At 66.1% G+C, this 15,408-nt stretch carries 17 protein-coding genes, 1 tRNA gene and 1 pseudogene; 2 read left to right on the top strand and 17 right to left on the bottom strand.

Annotation, left to right across the window (positions count from 1 at the left end):
• Positions 1 to 36 precede the first annotated feature (36 nt).
• Genes GC1_RS14590 through GC1_RS14565 form a run of 6 tightly spaced genes read right to left on the bottom strand, consistent with a single transcriptional unit; the run spans position 37 to position 5,559 of the window.
• Positions 37 to 834 (bottom strand): MBL fold metallo-hydrolase, encoded by a 798-nt coding sequence (locus tag GC1_RS14590; protein ID WP_019298429.1) that lies wholly within the window; start codon positions 832 to 834, stop codon positions 37 to 39.
• Complete coding sequence (locus GC1_RS14585; RefSeq protein WP_019298430.1) at positions 834 to 1,643, bottom strand: TatD family hydrolase; 810 nt, start codon at positions 1,641 to 1,643, stop codon at positions 834 to 836. The genes GC1_RS14590 and GC1_RS14585 overlap by 1 nt, the downstream gene beginning before the upstream one ends.
• Positions 1,644 to 1,678: 35 nt before the next feature.
• Positions 1,679 to 2,797 carry a DNA polymerase III subunit delta' gene (locus GC1_RS14580; RefSeq protein ID WP_019298431.1) on the bottom strand — a complete coding sequence of 373 codons (1,119 nt, stop codon included), beginning with the start codon at positions 2,795 to 2,797 and terminating at the stop codon, positions 1,679 to 1,681.
• On the bottom strand, positions 2,794 to 3,444 hold the full coding sequence (gene tmk / locus GC1_RS14575; RefSeq protein ID WP_019298432.1) for a dTMP kinase: 651 nt from the start codon (positions 3,442 to 3,444) through the stop codon (positions 2,794 to 2,796). Before tmk ends, GC1_RS14580 begins: the two co-directional genes overlap by 4 nt.
• Positions 3,441 to 4,592, bottom strand: coding sequence for a D-alanyl-D-alanine carboxypeptidase family protein (locus GC1_RS14570; RefSeq protein WP_052257715.1), 1,152 nt, complete (start codon positions 4,590 to 4,592; stop codon positions 3,441 to 3,443). Before GC1_RS14570 ends, tmk begins: the two co-directional genes overlap by 4 nt.
• 46 nt (positions 4,593 to 4,638) lie before the next feature.
• Positions 4,639 to 5,559, bottom strand: a complete 921-nt coding sequence (locus tag GC1_RS14565) for an SPOR domain-containing protein (protein ID WP_029205067.1) — start codon at positions 5,557 to 5,559, stop codon at positions 4,639 to 4,641.
• Between the two features lie 253 nt (positions 5,560 to 5,812).
• Here GC1_RS14565 and GC1_RS14560 point away from each other — a divergent pair.
• A tRNA-Ser gene (locus GC1_RS14560) sits at positions 5,813 to 5,902 on the top strand.
• 46 nt (positions 5,903 to 5,948) lie between these two features.
• Here the strand turns inward: GC1_RS14560 and cobF are convergent.
• The 8 genes and pseudogenes from cobF to GC1_RS14520 all read right to left on the bottom strand — a co-directional run bounded on the left by cobF (position 5,949) and on the right by GC1_RS14520 (position 12,574).
• Positions 5,949 to 6,701 carry a precorrin-6A synthase (deacetylating) gene (gene cobF / locus GC1_RS14555; RefSeq protein WP_019298435.1) on the bottom strand — a complete coding sequence of 251 codons (753 nt, stop codon included), beginning with the start codon at positions 6,699 to 6,701 and terminating at the stop codon, positions 5,949 to 5,951.
• Between the two features lie 74 nt (positions 6,702 to 6,775).
• On the bottom strand, positions 6,776 to 7,276 hold the full coding sequence (locus GC1_RS14550; RefSeq protein WP_029205068.1) for a hypothetical protein: 501 nt from the start codon (positions 7,274 to 7,276) through the stop codon (positions 6,776 to 6,778).
• A 60-nt stretch (positions 7,277 to 7,336) separates the two neighbouring features.
• Positions 7,337 to 8,035 (bottom strand): annotated as a pseudogene (locus GC1_RS14545) (CbtA family protein).
• A gap of 131 nt (positions 8,036 to 8,166) precedes the next feature.
• Positions 8,167 to 8,901 carry a uroporphyrinogen-III C-methyltransferase gene (cobA, locus tag GC1_RS14540; protein ID WP_019298439.1) on the bottom strand — a complete coding sequence of 245 codons (735 nt, stop codon included), beginning with the start codon at positions 8,899 to 8,901 and terminating at the stop codon, positions 8,167 to 8,169.
• On the bottom strand, positions 8,898 to 10,217 hold the full coding sequence (locus GC1_RS14535) for a cobyrinate a,c-diamide synthase (RefSeq protein WP_019298440.1): 1,320 nt from the start codon (positions 10,215 to 10,217) through the stop codon (positions 8,898 to 8,900). The genes cobA and GC1_RS14535 overlap by 4 nt, the downstream gene beginning before the upstream one ends.
• A gap of 4 nt (positions 10,218 to 10,221) precedes the next feature.
• Entirely contained in the window at positions 10,222 to 11,016 is a 795-nt protein-coding gene (gene cobM, locus GC1_RS14530; protein ID WP_019298441.1) for a precorrin-4 C(11)-methyltransferase, read from the bottom strand.
• Complete coding sequence (locus GC1_RS14525; protein WP_019298442.1) at positions 11,013 to 11,390, bottom strand: cobalamin biosynthesis protein; 378 nt, start codon at positions 11,388 to 11,390, stop codon at positions 11,013 to 11,015. The genes cobM and GC1_RS14525 overlap by 4 nt, the downstream gene beginning before the upstream one ends.
• Positions 11,387 to 12,574 carry a bifunctional cobalt-precorrin-7 (C(5))-methyltransferase/cobalt-precorrin-6B (C(15))-methyltransferase gene (locus tag GC1_RS14520; RefSeq protein ID WP_019298443.1) on the bottom strand — a complete coding sequence of 396 codons (1,188 nt, stop codon included), beginning with the start codon at positions 12,572 to 12,574 and terminating at the stop codon, positions 11,387 to 11,389. Before GC1_RS14520 ends, GC1_RS14525 begins: the two co-directional genes overlap by 4 nt.
• Here GC1_RS14520 and GC1_RS14515 point away from each other — a divergent pair.
• Positions 12,573 to 13,316: a cobalt-precorrin-6A reductase gene (locus GC1_RS14515; RefSeq protein WP_019298444.1), complete on the top strand. Its 744-nt coding sequence runs from the start codon at positions 12,573 to 12,575 to the stop codon at positions 13,314 to 13,316. The two genes, GC1_RS14520 and GC1_RS14515, sit on opposite strands and share 2 nt — an antisense overlap.
• Here GC1_RS14515 and cobJ read toward each other — a convergent pair.
• From cobJ to GC1_RS14500, 3 genes are read right to left on the bottom strand one after another with little or no spacing between them, the layout of a single operon-like run.
• Positions 13,298 to 14,062 (bottom strand): precorrin-3B C(17)-methyltransferase, encoded by a 765-nt coding sequence (gene cobJ, locus GC1_RS14510; protein ID WP_019298445.1) that lies wholly within the window; start codon positions 14,060 to 14,062, stop codon positions 13,298 to 13,300. The genes GC1_RS14515 and cobJ overlap by 19 nt on opposite strands.
• Positions 14,059 to 14,775 carry a precorrin-2 C(20)-methyltransferase gene (locus tag GC1_RS14505; protein WP_029205069.1) on the bottom strand — a complete coding sequence of 239 codons (717 nt, stop codon included), beginning with the start codon at positions 14,773 to 14,775 and terminating at the stop codon, positions 14,059 to 14,061. Before GC1_RS14505 ends, cobJ begins: the two co-directional genes overlap by 4 nt.
• A 2-nt stretch (positions 14,776 to 14,777) precedes the next feature.
• Positions 14,778 to 15,407: a precorrin-8X methylmutase gene (locus tag GC1_RS14500; protein WP_019298447.1), complete on the bottom strand. Its 630-nt coding sequence runs from the start codon at positions 15,405 to 15,407 to the stop codon at positions 14,778 to 14,780.
• Position 15,408: the final 1 nt, after the last annotated feature.

The raw sequence follows: 15,408 nt of genomic DNA, 5'->3' as shown, positions 1-15,408 counted from the left end.
AAAATGCGTAAATGAAAAAGGGCGCAAGCGCGCCCATCAGATCTCCATCCGGATGACCATCCCGTCATAAGCAGGCGTGATGTGGTCCGGAGTCTCGGCCTCCAAAGTGGCGTAGTCCATGTCGATATGCATGTTGGTCAGGATGCCGCGCTTGGGCGCCATCTTTTCGAACCACTCCATTGCGTCGCTGAAGCTGAAATGGGTCGGATGGGGCGTGCGGCGCAGCGCGTCCAAAACCCAGACTTCCAGGCCCTCCAGTTCCGGCAGGGCGGCGTCCGGGATCTCTTTCACATCCGGCAGATAGGCCAGGCCGCCGATACGGAAACCCTGGGCATCGACAGAACCGTGCTTCACTTCAAAAGGGCGAAACGGGATTGCGCCGCCGGGACCTTCAATGGTGAACGGGCCGCTGATGGCCTTCAGGTCCAGGATCGGCGGGTAGGGAGAGCCTTCAGGCTGTGTGAAAGCGTAGCCGAACCGGTTCAAAAGGTCATTCTGGGTCGGTCCGTCGGCATATACGTCGATCCGCTGGCGCATGTTGTAATAGACCATGCGCAGGTCATCGATCCCGTGCAGATGATCGGCGTGGGAATGGGTGAAGACCACGGCGTCCAGGCGTTCGACTTCTGCATCCAGAAGCTGGTTGCGCATGTCCGGCGGAGTGTCGATCAGCACTGAGGTGGTGCCGCCCGCATCAATGCGCTCCACCAGCATCGAGCAACGGCCGCGGCGGTTCTTCGGGTTCTTGGGGTCGCAATCGCCCCAATGGCCGCCAATGCGCGGCACCCCGCCCGATGAGCCCGAGCCCAGGATGGTAAAGCGCATCTCAGCCATCAGGCGGCAGCCTCATACTGGGCGGCTTTCCAGAACAGCCGGTCGAAGTTCTGCTGCGTCTGCGCGGCAAAAGCGGTGTAGTCCATGCCGAATACCTCGGCCCCCACCTTGGCGGTAAAGGCAGTATAGGCCGGCTCGTTCCGCTTGCCGCGGTAAGGCGGCGGCGCCAGATAAGGCGCGTCGGTCTCGACCAGAATGCGCTCCACGGGTGCAGCGGCAAAGATATCGCGCAGCTCCTGGCTCTTGGGGAAGGCGGCAATACCGGACATCGACAGGTAGAAGCCCAGGTCCAGGGCCGCCCTGGCCAGCTCTGCCGAAGACGAGAAGCAGTGCATCACGCAGGAATAGGCGCCGTTGTTCATCTCCTCGCCCAAAATGCGGGCCATGTCGTCGTCGGCAGCGCGGGCGTGGATGATCAGCGGCAGGCCGGTTTCGCGGGCGGCAGCAATGTGAATACGCAAGGACTCCTGCTGCACCTCGGCGCTGTCGGCGGTGTAGTGGTAATCCAGCCCGGTCTCGCCGATGCCGACAAACTTCGGGTGTTTGGCCAGCGCCACCAGCTCATCAACGGTAACCAGCGGCTCATCTGCGGCGCTCATCGGGTGGGTGCCAGCGGCGTAGAACACCGGCGTGTGCGCCTCGGCAATGGCGCGCACGGACGGTTCGTTCTTCATCTTGGTGCAGATCGTCACCATCCGGGTCACGCCGGCCTCTGCCGCGCTGGCGATCACCTCATCCAGGCGGCCTTCGAAGTCCGGAAAGTCCAGGTGGCAATGGCTGTCCGTAATCTGGGGGGGCGTCTCGGTCATGAATCCTCTGGTGCCGCTTGCGCCGCGCCGGATGCCTAGCGCGCCGCGGTTTCCTGCATCTTGAAAACCGTATCTAGGACAAGCGCCGCGGGGTCAAGGTTCACCGCTTGCCCGTGGCGGGCACGCGCTGTCACTTCCGCGGCAAGGTCGGCCCAGGCGCGCGCTTTGCGCGGATCGGGGGACAAGCGCTGCAGCATCGCTGCCTCCTGCGGTGCCGCTTCCGGCGCTGGCGGTGCGCCGGTGGCGCCGGTGCGCGTCAGCCGGGCCAGCGCCATCTCGGTCAGCGACAACAGCAGCTCGAATTTCTCAGCCGCACCGCGCTGGGCAGCCGCCTCGGCCAGCGCCATGGCGCGCTGGCGGTCCAGCCGCGGCATGGAATCGAGGATCTGCACCAGTTCGGCATAAATCTTCAGGCCACCCAGATTGATCAGCCGCAGCGCCGCGCCGACAGAGCCGCCAGCAAGGGCCGCGAGATTGTCCATATTCTGGGGCAGCTCGACACCTGATTGCGCCAGCGCTGCCTCCATGTCCGGCGCGCTGAGCGGCCCCAGCCGCAGGGTGCGGCAGCGCGAGCGGATCGTTGGCAACAGGCGCGAGGGCTGGTGCGAGATCAGCAGGATCGTGGTGCGTGCCGGCGGCTCCTCCAGCATTTTCAAGAGCGCATTGGCGGCGCTGACATTCATGTCGTCGGCGGCGTCAACGATCACCACCCTCCGCCCGCCGTCGGTGGCCGACAGGCCAAAGAAGCGGTTGAGCTTGCGGATGTCGTCCACCACGATCTGGCTGCGCAGCTTGCCCTTGTCATCGTAAGAGCGGGTGATCGGCGCCAGTCCCGGTTCCGCCAGCGCCTGAATGCGGTGGGAGACCGGGTGCTCTGCGTCAATGTCCAGCGTCTGCGGCGGGGGCGGGGCGCCGAACAGGCCCTCCTCGGCCGGCGGCGTTGCCAGCAGGAAACGGGCGATCCGCCAGGCCAGCGTTGCCTTGCCCACCCCCTGCGGGCCGGTCAGCAGCCAGCCGTGGTGCAGGCGGTCGGAAGTGTAGGCGGTCAGGAAATCCTGCTCTGCCGCCTCTTGCCCGATCAGCCGCAGGGTCTCGCGCGGATGCGGTGCGCCCTCGGCCTGGTCGGCGCGGGGAAGGTCTTCGTCAGCGCTCATGCCCCAGTTCCCTTCAGGGCAGCTTCCGCCAGCTTGCGTACATCGGCCGCAATCTCCTCTACCGGGCGGGCGCCATCGACCACCCGGAAGCGGGTGGCAAATTCCTGCGCCAGCGCCAGGAAGCCCGCGCGCATCTTCTCCTGCAGCGCGACCCCGAAATCCTCGAACCGCTCTTCCTTGCCCTGCCGCCCTTTGGCGCGGGCCAGGCCTTCGGCGGGGTCCATGTCAATCAGCAGGGTCAGGTCCGGTTCGCGCCCGATCATCAGCTTGTGCATCTGGTCCACCGCTGCACGCAGATCGCCGCGGGACAGCCCCTGATACATCCTTGTGCTGTCGGCAAAACGGTCGCAGATCACCACCTTGCCAGCTGCGAGGGCAGGCTCGATGGTGCGCTCCAGATGGTCGCGCCGCGCCGCCATGAACAAGAGCAGTTCAGTTTCCGCCGACCAGCGGTCAGGGTCGCCCTCCAGCACCAGGCGGCGGATCTCCTCGGCGCCGGGGGAGCCGCCAGGTTCGCGCGTCAGCACAACATCCCGGCCCTCCGCCTGCAGCGCCTCGGCCAGCAGGCGGCATTGGGTGGACTTACCGGACCCGTCGATGCCTTCGAAGGTGATGAACACGCCGCCGCGCCCCGTGTCCGCTGTCACAGCGCCCCCTCGGGACCGGTCAGGAATTGCTTGATCAGCACCTGCGCTGCGGTTTTCACCCGCACCACAAATCCGCCTGCGGGCACGTCGCTTTCGGCCACCAGCGGCAGCCGCACCTCCGGCAGTTCCTCGGGCTGCAGCACCAGTTCGGCCAGCCGCTGGCCTTGGGCTACCGGCGCCTCAATCGGGCCGCTGTAGACCACTTCGCCCTCGATGGTGCCGCCGGCCAAAGACGGCAGCAGGATTTCCAGATCCTCGGCCGGCACCAGCCCTACCGATCGCTCGGCCCCCCGCCAAATCTCGGCTTCGGCGATGGGGATGCCCTCTTTGGCAACGGTTTTCTTGGTAAATTGGCGAAACGACCAGTTAACGAGGGCTTCTGCCTCCTCTGCCCGGGCGCGTTCGCTGTCCAGACCGGAAACCACAAAGATCACCCGCCGGTCGCCCTGCTTGGCAGAGCCGACGAGGCCATAGCCCGCTTCCTCGGTGTGGCCGGTCTTCAGCCCGTCGGCGCCGATGCCCAGCTTCAGCAGCGGGTTGCGGTTGCGGACATTGGACGGCGCGCGGCCGTCAAATTCAAACTTGGTCTCTGCAAACAGCGGATAGTATTCCGGGAAATCCTCGATCAGCCGCTCTGCCAGGATTGCCAGATCATGCACCGACATCCGGTGCCCTGCGGCGGGCCAGCCGTTGGAGTTGGCAAAGGTTGAGGCGGTCATGCCCAGTTCCTGGCCGCGCTTGGTCATATAGCGGGCGAACCCGGCCTCGGTTCCATCCGGGCTCAGCGCCTCGGCAATCACCACACAGGCGTCGTTGCCGGACAGCACGATGATGCCGCGCAGCAGGTCTTCGACCCGGACCCGGTCCAGCGTGTCCAGGAACATGGTCGAGCCCTTGTAGCTCATCGCGTGCTCGCTGACCGGCAGGGTCTCGTCCAGCGTCAGCCGCCCGTCGCGCAGGGCCTCAAATGCCACGTAAAGCGTCATCAGCTTGGACATCGAGGCCGGCGGCAGCGGCACGTCGGAGTTCTTGGACAAAAGCACCGTGTCGGTGCCTGCATCCAGCACATAGGCCGCGCGCGCCTTGGTATCAAAGGCGGCGGCGGACAGCGCCGACAGGCTGACCGCCAGCCCGGCAGCCAGGCCCATGCGCAGCGAAGATTTCAGGGCACGCGCCAGGCGCGCGGTGCGGGGATCAGTTTGAGACTGCATAGGCATCCGCGAATCCGGTTTCCTTCACGCTTTGCAGCAGCTGGCTGCGTTCGGATTTGTTCTGTGCCGGGCCGACCAGCACCCGCCAGAAGGTCTTGCCACTGGCGGATTGCTCACGCACTTCCGGCACCATGCCGGCGCTGCGCATCATGTTGGCGGTCCGTTTGGCATTGGCCTCGACACTGAAAATGCCGATCTGGATGAACGGCTTGCTCAGCGAGGATTTCTGCCGCTTGGGGGCCGCGGCGGCGGCAGGTTCTGCCTTGGCAGGGGCCGCAGCAGAGGCGGCTGAGGGTGCCGAGGCTTCGATTGCAGCCGCGGCGCCGGCAATCGGATCCAGCGGGGTTTCAGAGATCTCGCTTCCGGCCAGCGCAGCCTCGGTCACTTCCGTACCTTCCGGCAGGGCGGCATCTCCGGTTGCGGTCTCTTCCGGCAGCGGATCGGGATCAACCTCCTCGCGCCGCAGGGCGGTCACGTTCAGCTCCACCGGGGCGCCTGCCAGTACACCAAGTGCTGCGGCGGCATCAGAGGACACTTGCAGCCGCGGCCCAGGGATTTCGCGCTCGCGCCGGAACAGGGCGCCGATCACGAACTGGCCATTGGCATTGTTGCGGATGATCACCCGTTCCGGGTCCTTGGTATCGGGATGCGCCACCCAGACGCCGCCGATCGAGGGGCGGCCGTCCCACAGGCCCGCTTCGGTCACCTGGAACACATCCGGCGCTTCCACGTCGCGTTCCACCAGCTTGGTGCTGCTGGAAGCCTTGACCTCGCCCTCCGCCTTGGGTTTGGGCTCCAGGAACCCCAGCTTCGGCCCGTCCTCGCAGGCTGCCAGGACCAACAGGCCCAGGGCCGCCGCGGCGATCCGCGGGGCGTGTTTTGCTCTCGACACGGTGTCTGTCATGCTCTCATCCTTGCCTGTGCCCGCGGCGCTTCTGCGCCCCTGCCGGAATGCCCGGTCTTCTTGATTTGGCGGCATGATAGCCTGCGCTTCCGGTCATGAAAACCCTGCCGGGCCGCGGCACAAGGGAAAGCCTCAGCGGCGGCATATTTCCGCGCGCCGGGCGGCCGTTCAAAAATTTACCTTGCGGGCTGGTTGCGGGCCTAGGATTTCCCCTTGCCTCGCCCGGCGTTGCATCCTAAACCGCTGACGGACCGGGGAGGTGGCAGAGTGGTCGAATGCGGCGGTCTTGAAAACCGTTGAACGTGAGAGCGTTCCCAGGGTTCGAATCCCTGTCTCCCCGCCACTCAATCCAGCCCGGTAACATGAGAGCCGCCGCAAAGCCGCCGGTTTCAGCTTTTTCGCAGCAGATAGATGTCCATGATCCAGCCGTGCTCGGCACGTGCCTTGGCGCGGGTTGCGATGATCTGCTCTGAAACCTCTGCCAGTGGGCCGGACACCGATATCTGGTTCTCCATCCCGGCATAGGCAGTCCAGAAGATCTCCACACCCTGCGGCGCGATGGACTGAAAGGAGCATTCTCCGTCCAGCATGATCACCAGCGTATCAGCACTGTCCGGCCAGCCGTTTTCACGCAGCTGGCGGCCGGTGGTGATGGTGAAGGGCGCGCCGATTTCGTTAACCGGGATCGCATGCGCTGCGGTCAACGCCTGGATCGAGGTGATGCCGGGGATCACGGTCAGTTTGATTTCTGCCAGCCTTTTCAGCCGCTCGGCAATCCGCATGGTGCTGTCATAAAGCGACGGGTCGCCCCAGACCAGGAACCCGGCCTTGCCGCCATCCGGCAGATGGGCCGTGATGTTCTGCCACCAGATTTCGGCGATGGCGTCGTGCCAGTCGTCCACCCGCTTGCGGTAGCTCTTGGTGGCCTCGTCCCGCACCGGCAGGGCGAACTCGACTATTCTCGGCCCTTCACCCTGGATTGCGCGCGCGCAGATCTCGCGGCGCAGTCCCGCAAGGTCGTCCTTGCCCGCGCCCTTGTTGGGGATCAGGATCACATCCTGAGCGTTCAGCGCGTCCATCGCCTGCAGCGTCATGTGCTGCGGGTTTCCGGTGCCTATGCCGATCAGGGAAAGCTCAATCATGACGGGGCCTTTCACGTGAAAACACGGCCCTCTATGGGGCCGTGCCATTTGTCTTGCAAGCCGGGAATTACGGTTCAGGAGCCTTCGCCTGCGGGAACGGTAATCTTCGCTTCCACCGGCTGACCGTCCACCAGCAGCGCGCTGTGGCTGTTGGTGTTGAGCGAGACCTTGACCTCAGCCCCGCCGGGCAGGGCAGGTATATGCATCCAGCTGGCGTAGAGCCGGGCGAGTTTCTCGCTGTTCACATAGACATGCGCGTGGCCTTCGCCGTCCACGTCCGCGGCAGAGGCGTTCTGCGGGGCAAAGCGGAAGTTCTGCGGCGTGACCTGCAGGTTCCATCCAGCCATCGGGTCCTTGTGCAGCTGGATGGCGACGCTGGGCGCATCCGGGCCAGCCGCCAGGCTGACGGTCTGGGAATGGTCATGCGCCGCCATTTCACCATGACCGCCGCCGTGATGCGCCGGGTCGCCGTGATCATGGCCGTCGAAGGTGATGCCATTGCCGGCAGCGGTCACAAAGCCGGCGCCGCCGCCAAAGATCAGGCCGATGGCAAAAAGAGCAAGAGAACGGGACATCATGTCATCCTCGAAAAGAAAGCTCCCGCCTGGGCAGGCCCGGCGGGAGGTGTCAGGGGATCAGGCTGCGGCTTCCGCGCGCTTGCCTTCTGTTTGCCAGAAGTAGCCGGCAAAGCTGCCCAAGAGCACCCATGCGGCCATGCCGACACCGAAGGCACGGGCGGCAAACAGCGCGCCGATCTCGGTCGGGACCGGACCGGAGAAGCTCTCCGGCTCAGGTGCGCCAACGATATGCGGGGCCATCAGCAAAAGGGCTGCGATCAAGTAGCTGACCAGGTTGCCGCCAAAGGCAATCAGCCACATGGCAACGCCGGCCGCGGCCACGGTGACGGTCCACCAGACCTGGCGCACGCCCACGTCAGCAGCAGCAACACCCGGCACCTCCGGCGCCAGCGACAGGCCGGGGGCGAAGTGGAAGGTGATGAAACCCGCCAGGCCCCACATCAGGCCGGTGCGTGCGTTGATCTCATGGCCTTGGCGTTCAGCCACAGACATCAGCGCCGCCATCACCAGCGCATAGCCGGTGTAGGTCAGCATGGTGAAGATGATGCTGAGGCCATCGCGCACCGGTTCGGCGAACATGCCGGGCAGGTCGGGATGGGCGGTTACGGGGTCAGCGCCGAAATGCACCAGCTCGCCGCCCTCGTAGAGCTCGGCGTGGAGCAGCACGGGCTACACGAAATACAGCTGCAGCAGGGCGGTAATCAACCCTGCTGCAGCGCCAGCGAACAGGCCGCTGGTCAGAATGCGACTGAACATGGCCTTAGTGGCAGGGGAAGCCAGTTGCGTGGCGCACATCATGCGCGGCGTCTCCAGCGCTGCGGCGACCTGACCGGGCAGGGCAGGGTCGGCGTCGCGGCAGGTGCGGCACAGGGTGAGGGTGGGCATGCTCATACGGCAGGCAGATCCTGATCGGCCAGCGGCCCGTACAGGATCAGCACCGGCGCCTTGGTTTCCATCGCGCGCAGCATCGATGGCAGCTCGCCCACGGTGTGGCAGAACAGTTTCTGCTCAGGAGTGGAAACCCCTTGCGCCACCAGCGCGTGGGTGTCCGCGGGCAGGCCCGCTTCCATCAGCTTCTCTGCCAGGTCGGCAAAGGTGCGTTTGCCCATATAGACCACGGTGGTGGCATGCGGGTCGGCCAGCGCTGCCATGTTCAGATCGTCCGGCAGTCCGCCGGTAACGTCATGGCCGGTGATGAACTGAAGCCGCCGCGCGGTCAGCCGCCGGGTCAGCGGAATGTTGGCTGCCGCCGCAGCAGCGGAGGCTGCGGTGACGCCGGGCACGATTTCAAACCCGATGCCCGCCTCGCGCAGTGCCGTCATCTCTTCCTCCAGCCGCCCGAAGACGCCGGAGTCCCCGGATTTCAGCCGCACCACGTTGAGGCCGCTCTGAGCGTAATCGACCAAGAGCTGGCTGACGTGATCCTGCTTGGGCGAGGGGCGGCCGGCGCGTTTGCCCACCCCAACCAGATCGGCATCGGCGCGGGCATGGCTCAGGATTGGCCCCGACGACAGGTCGTCGAACAGCACCGCATCCGCCGCTTCCAGCCGCTTCACCGCCTTGACGGTCAGCAGCTCCGGGTCGCCGGGGCCGGAAGAGACGAAGCTCACAAAACCGCTCATGCCTGTTCTCCCGTGATCAAGTGGAAGAAGGTGCCGGTGACGTGGCCCTTGATCGAGCCGGTCTCCGGCACCGGGCCGCCGTCGGCGTCCATGACATTTGCCAGCGGCGCGTCAGGCTCTTCCAGAATGGTGGAGTAATGGAACTCATGCCCGCGTAGTGCCGTGCCTGCGTCAAAGCCCGGCATCCCGGCCTGCAGAATGGCGCGGCGGTAGCCGAGGTGGAACTTGCGCTTCTCGTAAGAGGTCACGAGGCCCAGAAGGCCCAGCATCTGGTGGCGGTTGCCTTCCTTGTCAATGAGCGCCTCGCCCAGGGCCATATAGCCGCCGCATTCGCCATGCACCGGTTTGGTCTCGGCGTGTTTTCTCACCCCGGCGCGGAAGGTCTCCGCCGCCGCCAGTGTGCCGCCGTGCAGCTCCGGGTAGCCGCCGGGCAGCCAGACCAGATCGGCGTCCGCCGCCGGGGCCTCGTCAGCGAGCGGCGAGAACGGCAGGATTTCTGCGCCCGCAGCGCGCCAGCCGGTCAGCAGATGCGGGTAGGTAAAGGAAAACGCCGCATCCCGGGCCAGCGCAATCCGTTGCGCGGGCGGTTTGGGCAGGTTTGCGGGCGCAGGCGCTTGACCAGCCAGTGCTGCGGCCTTGATTGCCTCCAGGTCTACATGCTCACGCAGGAAGGCGGCATAGCCCGCGATGGCGGCCTCCAGATCGGGGTGCTCCACCGCCTGGATCAGGCCCAGATGCCGCTCCGGCAGGGTCAGGTCGCCGCGCCGGGGCAGGGAGCCCAGCACCTTGATGCCTGCCTTCTCCATCCCCAGACGCGTCAGCCGCTCATGCCGCGGGCTTGCCACGCGGTTCAGGATCACCCCGGCAAAGGGCAGCTCAGGGTCGTAGTTCTTGAACCCCAGCGCGGTGGCCGCAGCGGACTGCGCCTGACCGCCCACATCGACCACCAGCACCACCGGCCAGCCCATGCGCTTGGCGGTCTCGGCGGAGGAGCCAAAGCCCGACTGCCCACGGGTCGCGACGCCGTCATAAAGCCCCATGGAGCCTTCACCGACGCAGATTTCCGCACCTGCAGATTGGGCAGTGACCGCATCCAGCAGCCCGCCATCCATCGCCCAGGTGTCCAGGTTGAAGCTCGGACGCTTGGCAGCTGCCAGGTGGAATGCCGGGTCGATATAGTCCGGTCCGCTCTTGTAGGGCTGCACGGTCAGCCCGTCCTCGGCCAGCGCCCGCAAAAGGCCCAGCATCACGGTGGTCTTGCCGGTGCCTGAGGACGGCGCCGAGATCATCAGTCCGGGAGGGTTCATGCTTGTCATGGCCTTAGTCGTCCCCATGGCTCCAGCTCGACCACGGGCTGTCGGCGCTCTGCGGCCGGTAGCGGCGGTCGTAGTCGGTGGAATAGAGGCAGCTTTCTTCAAAGCCCTCGCCCTTCAGAACCGGCCCCACCAGGATCAGCGCGGTGCGGGAGATCTTCTCATCCAGCGACTCTTTCAGCGTGTCCAGGGTGGCGCGGATGATCTGCTGATCCGGCCAGCTGGCGCGGTAGACCACGGCGACCGGGCAGTCCGCACCGTAATGCGGTGTCAGGCTGTCGACCACATGGTCCAGATTGCCGATCGACAGGTGGATCGCCAGGGTGGTGCCGGTTTTCGCGAAATTCTCCAGCGACTCGCCTGCGGGCATCGACGACGCGCGGCCCGGGGTGCGGGTCAGCACCACCGACTGGCCGAGGCCGGGGAGGGTGAGCTCGGTCCCAAGCGCCGCAGCCGCAGCGGCAAAGGACGGCACGCCCGGGGTGACGCTCACCGGGATGCCCTCTGCTTTCAGGCGGCGGATCTGCTCGCCCATGGCGGACCAGACCGACAGGTCGCCGGAATGCAGCCGCGCCACGTCCTGGCCTGCCGCATGCGCAGCCTTGATCTCAGCCACGATGGCATCCAGATCCATCGCTGCGGTGTTCACGATCTTTGCATCTGCCGGGCAATGGCTCAGGATTTCCTCCGGCACCAGTGAGCCCGCGTACAGGCACACCGGGCAGGACGCGATGATGTCGCGCCCGCGCAGGGTCAGAAGATCGGCAGCGCCGGGGCCGGCGCCAATGAAGTGAACGGTCATGGCTCAAGTCTTTCTGCTATGGCCGCGGTGGCAAGCCCATCCGCGGTGACAACTCTGGGGGCGAGCAGGCGCGACTGCGCGCCCGGCACCCCGTGGCGCGCCCCGGCCAGCGCCGCGGCTTCCGCCAGCGACCCGGTGCCGAACCGCGCCTTGATCCTGGGGGAGCAGGTCAAGGTCTGCTCACCGGCAATATCTTGTTCCTGCAATGAAATCACCGGCAGGCCGATGCTGCGCGCAAATTCCTGCATGGCGGGCGCCCCGGCCTTCTCCGCGACAGAGGCCAGCGCATCCACCTGCGCGCCGGTCAATGCCAGTGCCGCCTGCAGATCTGCCGCTGTGGCGGCACTGCGAAACCCGATGCCTGCCACCTTCATCGCGTGACGCTCCACTGAATGACAGGCCGCGCCCGCCGCCAGTCGCGCATCGACCCCAGCGGCCCGGCTTCGGCAATCTCCGCCTTCAGCAGATGGCCGCCGCGCGCGGCATGGGCCTGCATCAGCAGGGTCTCGGTTTCCAGCGTGACACCATTGGCCACCAGCCGGGTGCCCTCGGGCAGGATATTCCACAGGTGGTCCAGCAGCGCCTGCGAGCCGCCGCCGCCGATGAAGACGCAGTCAGGCAGGGGCTGGCCGTCCAGCACTGCCGGCGCCTTACCCAGCACCGGCTTCATCCGGTGGTCGAGGCCAAAAGCCGCGGCATTGGCGCGGATGTTCTCCAGCCGGCTCTCGCGCGGCTCAAAAGTGATGGCCTGTGCGCCGGGGGCGGCCAGGCACCACTCGACCGAGACCGAGCCGGAGCCGCCGCCGATATCCCACAGCAGTTCTCCCGCACGAGGCGCCAGGGCCGACAGGGTCAGCGCCCGGACCGGCCGCTTGGTGATCTGCCCGTCGCTGGTGAATTGCGTATCCGCCAGCCCGGACGCCTGCGGCAGGCCCTTGCTGCCTGCAGATTCGACAGCCAAAGCAACAGGCGCCTGAATGCTCTGCAATTCAAACCCTTCGGCCTTGGCGGAACGCACCCGCTGGCGCGGCCCGCCCAGGCACTCCATCACCGTCAGTTTTGAGGCGCCGAAGCCCTCTGCGGTCAGCCAGTCTGCGAGCTCAGCTGGTGCGCCGCCGTCGCGCAGGGTGCAAATCACGCGCGTCCCGTTTCCAAGCAGAGACCGCAGCCGCGCATAGGGTGCGGCGTGCAGGCCAAGGCACAGCACCTCTTCCAGCTTCCAGCCCAGCCGGTTGGCGGCCAGCGCAAAACAGGATGGCACCGGGTAAGAGATCCACTCATCGGGCGCCAGATCCCGCATCAGCGAACCGCCGGCGCCATGCCAGAACGGATCGCCGGAGGCGAGAACAGCCACCTTGCGCCCGCGCATCGCCAGCACCGGCCCGGTGGAAAATGGCACTGGCCAGGGCTGGCCTTTGCTGCCCGCACCCGCCAGTTCCAGGTGCCGCGGGCCGCCGAAAATCACATCGGCCTCCGCCAGCGCCTTCCGGCTTGCATCGCCCAAGCCTTCCAGTCCATTTTCGCCCAGACCAATGATTGTGAGCCACGGATCAGACATGACACGCATCCTCCTGCTGGGCGGCACCACCGAGGCCTCGACGCTCGCGAAAACCTTGGCCGAGGCCGGCACGGATGCGGTGTTCTCCTACGCGGGCCGTACCGCCAAACCGGTCAGCCAGCCGCTGCCCACCCGCATTGGCGGCTTTGGCGGCGCGGACGGGCTGGCGGATTACCTGCAGGCCGAAGGGATCACCCATGTGGTCGATGCCACCCATCCCTTCGCGGCGCAGATGAGCACCAACGCGGTGGGCGCTTGCGCATTGGCGGGCGTGCCGCTCTGCGCCTTTGAGCGCCCGGCCTGGCAGGCGGGAGAAGGCGACCAGTGGGTTCACGCGGACAGCATCGAAGCGGCGGTGGGTGCTCTGCCTGACACCCCCGCGCGGGTGTTCCTGGCGATCGGCAAGCAGAACCTCGCCCAATTCGCGGCCAAGCCCCTGCATCACTACCTGCTGCGGCTGGTGGACGAACCCGAAGCGCCCCTGCCGTTGCCGCACACAACGGTCGAGATTGCCCGCGGGCCGTTTGACGTCGCGGGCGACACCGCGCTGATGCAGTGCCACGCCATCACCCATGTGGTCGCCAAGAACGCCGGCGGCGCGGGGGCCGCGGCCAAGCTCACTGCCGCGCGCGGTCTTGGCCTGCCGGTCATCATGATCGGCAGACCCAAGGTGCCCGAGCGCCCCATCAAAGGCAGCGTGGCAGAGGTGATGGCCTGGATTGCTCATCCTTCGGCAGCGTAGCGTGGAGTATAGACGTAATTGCCCACCCTGCGGGTGTCGCGGTTGCCGACAATCACCACGGTGCGCATGTCGGCCATCTCAGGCGTGGCCTCCTTCAGCGGCACGGTCAGCAGCTCCTGCCCGGGTTTGGTCACGTCGCGAGCGAAGGTGATCAGCGTATCCGCGCCGCAGGCCTCGCGCAGGATCTCCAGCGCGCGGGCAAACTGATGCGGGCGTGACTTGGAGCGCGGGTTGTAAAACGCCATTGCCAGACCGGCCTCGCCAACCAGCTGCAGGCGATTTTCGATCAGGCTCCAGGGCTTCAGGTTGTCGCTGAGGTTGATGGCCGCGAAATCATGCCCCAGCGGCGCGCCGATGGCGGCAGCGGCGGCCAGCATCGCGGTGATGCCCGGCAGCACCTTGATCTCCAGATCCAGCCATTCGGGGTGGCTTTCCGCGCTGTTCTCCAGCGCCTCGAACACGGCGGAGGCCATGGCAAACACGCCCGGATCGCCGGAGGACACCACGACCACGCGCTTGCCTTCGGCGGCCATCTCCAGCGCATGGGTGGCGCGGTCGACCTCAACCCGGTTGTCAGTGGCGTGCAGGGTCAGCCCCTCGCGCGGCGCGATACGGTTCACATAGGGGATATAGCCAACGATATCCGTGGCTTCCGCGATGACGTCGCGGACTTCCTGGGTCACCAGTGCTTCATTTCCCGGGCCGAGGCCCGCAATCACCACCCAGCCGTTTTGCGATAGTTTCATGGCCGGCGCCCCTGTCCGTGAACCAATACGATGGAGAAATAGGGCACCTCGCCTGTGATCTCCGACAGCTTCTGAACGGTCTGGCCGGGCATGGTGCCGCGTTCGACCAGCCAGGCTTCACCGGCACGGCCAGCCCGTTCCAGTGCGCGGCGCAGCTTGGGCAGGTTGCGGCCGATCTTCATAACCACCAGCGCGTCGGTTTCTGCCGCGCGCTTAGCCAGCTCATCCTCGCTGAGGGTCGCCATCGCCACGGTCAGCACGTCATCGCCCCAGGTGATCGGCTGGCCAGAGGCGGTCCAGCAGCCGGACATGCCGGTGATGCCGGGCACGATCTCTTGCTCCGCACGGCCTTGCAGCCGGGTGTAGAGATGCATGTAAGAGCCATAGAGGAACGGGTCGCCCTCGCACAGGACCACCACGTCCTCATCCTTGGCGATTTCGGCCAATGTGTCGGCCCACTGGTCATAGAATTCGCCCAGCACCCGGTTGTATTCAGGGTCGGAGAAATGGATTTCGGTCGTAACCGGATATTCCATCGCGTGTTCGGTGACGCCTTCGGCCAGCATGCCCTCGACGATGGCGCGGGCCTGGCCCTGACGGCCTGCCTTGCGGAAGTACGCGATGTGGCGCGCGCCTGTGATCAGCCGGTGCGAGCGGACGCTCATCAGGTCGGGATCACCGGGGCCAAGCCCTGCGCAGATGACTTTGCCCATCGTTACTCTTTCCAGCTTGCCAGTGCGTTCACCGCCGCAACGGTGATGGCGGAGCCGCCCAGACGGCCCTTCACGATCATCGACGGGACCGGCAGGTCCTCCATCAGCGCGTCCTTGGATTCCATCGCGCCGACAAAGCCCACGGGACAGCCGATGATGGCGGCGGGGCGGGGGCAGGCCGGGTCCTTCAGCATGTTCAGCAGATGAAACAGTGCGGTGGGGGCGTTGCCGATGGCCACGACGGCGCCGTCCAGTTTCGGGCGCCACAGCTCCAGTGCGGCGGCGGAACGGGTGTTGGACATTTCCTTGGCCAGCTCCGGCACCTTGGGGTCGCGCAGTGTGCAGATTACCTCATTGTCCGCGGGCAGGCGCGGGCGGGTGATGCCTTCGCTCACCATATAGGCATCGCAGAGGATCGGCGCGCCGTTCGCCAGGGCTGCGCGGGCGATCTCGGCCATGCCTTCTGAGAAGCGCACGTGCTCTTCCAGCCCCACCATGCCGGCGGCGTGGATCATGCGGACAACGACGCTTTCCTCGTCCTTGTTGAAGCGCGCCAGATCGGCTTCGCGGCGGATGGTGGCAAAGCTTTCGGCGTAGATCGCGGCGCCGTTGGTTTCATAGGTGTGGAGCATG

Source organism: Leisingera sp. ANG1 (assembly GCF_000203975.2).
GTDB lineage: Bacteria > Pseudomonadota > Alphaproteobacteria > Rhodobacterales > Rhodobacteraceae > Leisingera.
Note: the sequence above shows the minus strand (reverse complement) of the source record. Positions and strands in the feature narration are given on the sequence as shown.

What these genes read in the sequence shown, in the direction of transcription:
- GC1_RS14590 (WP_019298429.1), bottom strand. Translation starts at nt 834, where the DNA reads ATGGCTGAGATGCGCTTTACCATCCTGGGCTCGGGCTCATCGGGCGGG.
- GC1_RS14585 (WP_019298430.1), bottom strand. Translation starts at nt 1,643, where the DNA reads ATGACCGAGACGCCCCCCCAGATTACGGACAGCCATTGCCACCTGGAC.
- GC1_RS14580 (WP_019298431.1), bottom strand. Translation starts at nt 2,797, where the DNA reads ATGAGCGCTGACGAAGACCTTCCCCGCGCCGACCAGGCCGAGGGCGCA.
- GC1_RS14570 (WP_052257715.1), bottom strand. Translation starts at nt 4,592, where the DNA reads ATGGGCCTGGCTGCCGGGCTGGCGGTCAGCCTGTCGGCGCTGTCCGCC.
- GC1_RS14565 (WP_029205067.1), bottom strand. Translation starts at nt 5,559, where the DNA reads ATGACAGACACCGTGTCGAGAGCAAAACACGCCCCGCGGATCGCCGCG.
- cobF (WP_019298435.1), bottom strand. Translation starts at nt 6,701, where the DNA reads ATGATTGAGCTTTCCCTGATCGGCATAGGCACCGGAAACCCGCAGCAC.
- GC1_RS14550 (WP_029205068.1), bottom strand. Translation starts at nt 7,276, where the DNA reads ATGTCCCGTTCTCTTGCTCTTTTTGCCATCGGCCTGATCTTTGGCGGC.
- cobA (WP_019298439.1), bottom strand. Translation starts at nt 8,901, where the DNA reads ATGAGCGGTTTTGTGAGCTTCGTCTCTTCCGGCCCCGGCGACCCGGAG.
- GC1_RS14535 (WP_019298440.1), bottom strand. Translation starts at nt 10,217, where the DNA reads ATGACAAGCATGAACCCTCCCGGACTGATGATCTCGGCGCCGTCCTCA.
- cobM (WP_019298441.1), bottom strand. Translation starts at nt 11,016, where the DNA reads ATGACCGTTCACTTCATTGGCGCCGGCCCCGGCGCTGCCGATCTTCTG.
- GC1_RS14525 (WP_019298442.1), bottom strand. Translation starts at nt 11,390, where the DNA reads ATGAAGGTGGCAGGCATCGGGTTTCGCAGTGCCGCCACAGCGGCAGAT.
- GC1_RS14515 (WP_019298444.1), top strand. Translation starts at nt 12,573, where the DNA reads ATGACACGCATCCTCCTGCTGGGCGGCACCACCGAGGCCTCGACGCTC.
- GC1_RS14520 (WP_019298443.1), bottom strand. Translation starts at nt 12,574, where the DNA reads ATGTCTGATCCGTGGCTCACAATCATTGGTCTGGGCGAAAATGGACTG.
- cobJ (WP_019298445.1), bottom strand. Translation starts at nt 14,062, where the DNA reads ATGAAACTATCGCAAAACGGCTGGGTGGTGATTGCGGGCCTCGGCCCG.
- GC1_RS14505 (WP_029205069.1), bottom strand. Translation starts at nt 14,775, where the DNA reads ATGGGCAAAGTCATCTGCGCAGGGCTTGGCCCCGGTGATCCCGACCTG.
- GC1_RS14500 (WP_019298447.1), bottom strand. Translation starts at nt 15,407, where the DNA reads ATGCTCCACACCTATGAAACCAACGGCGCCGCGATCTACGCCGAAAGC.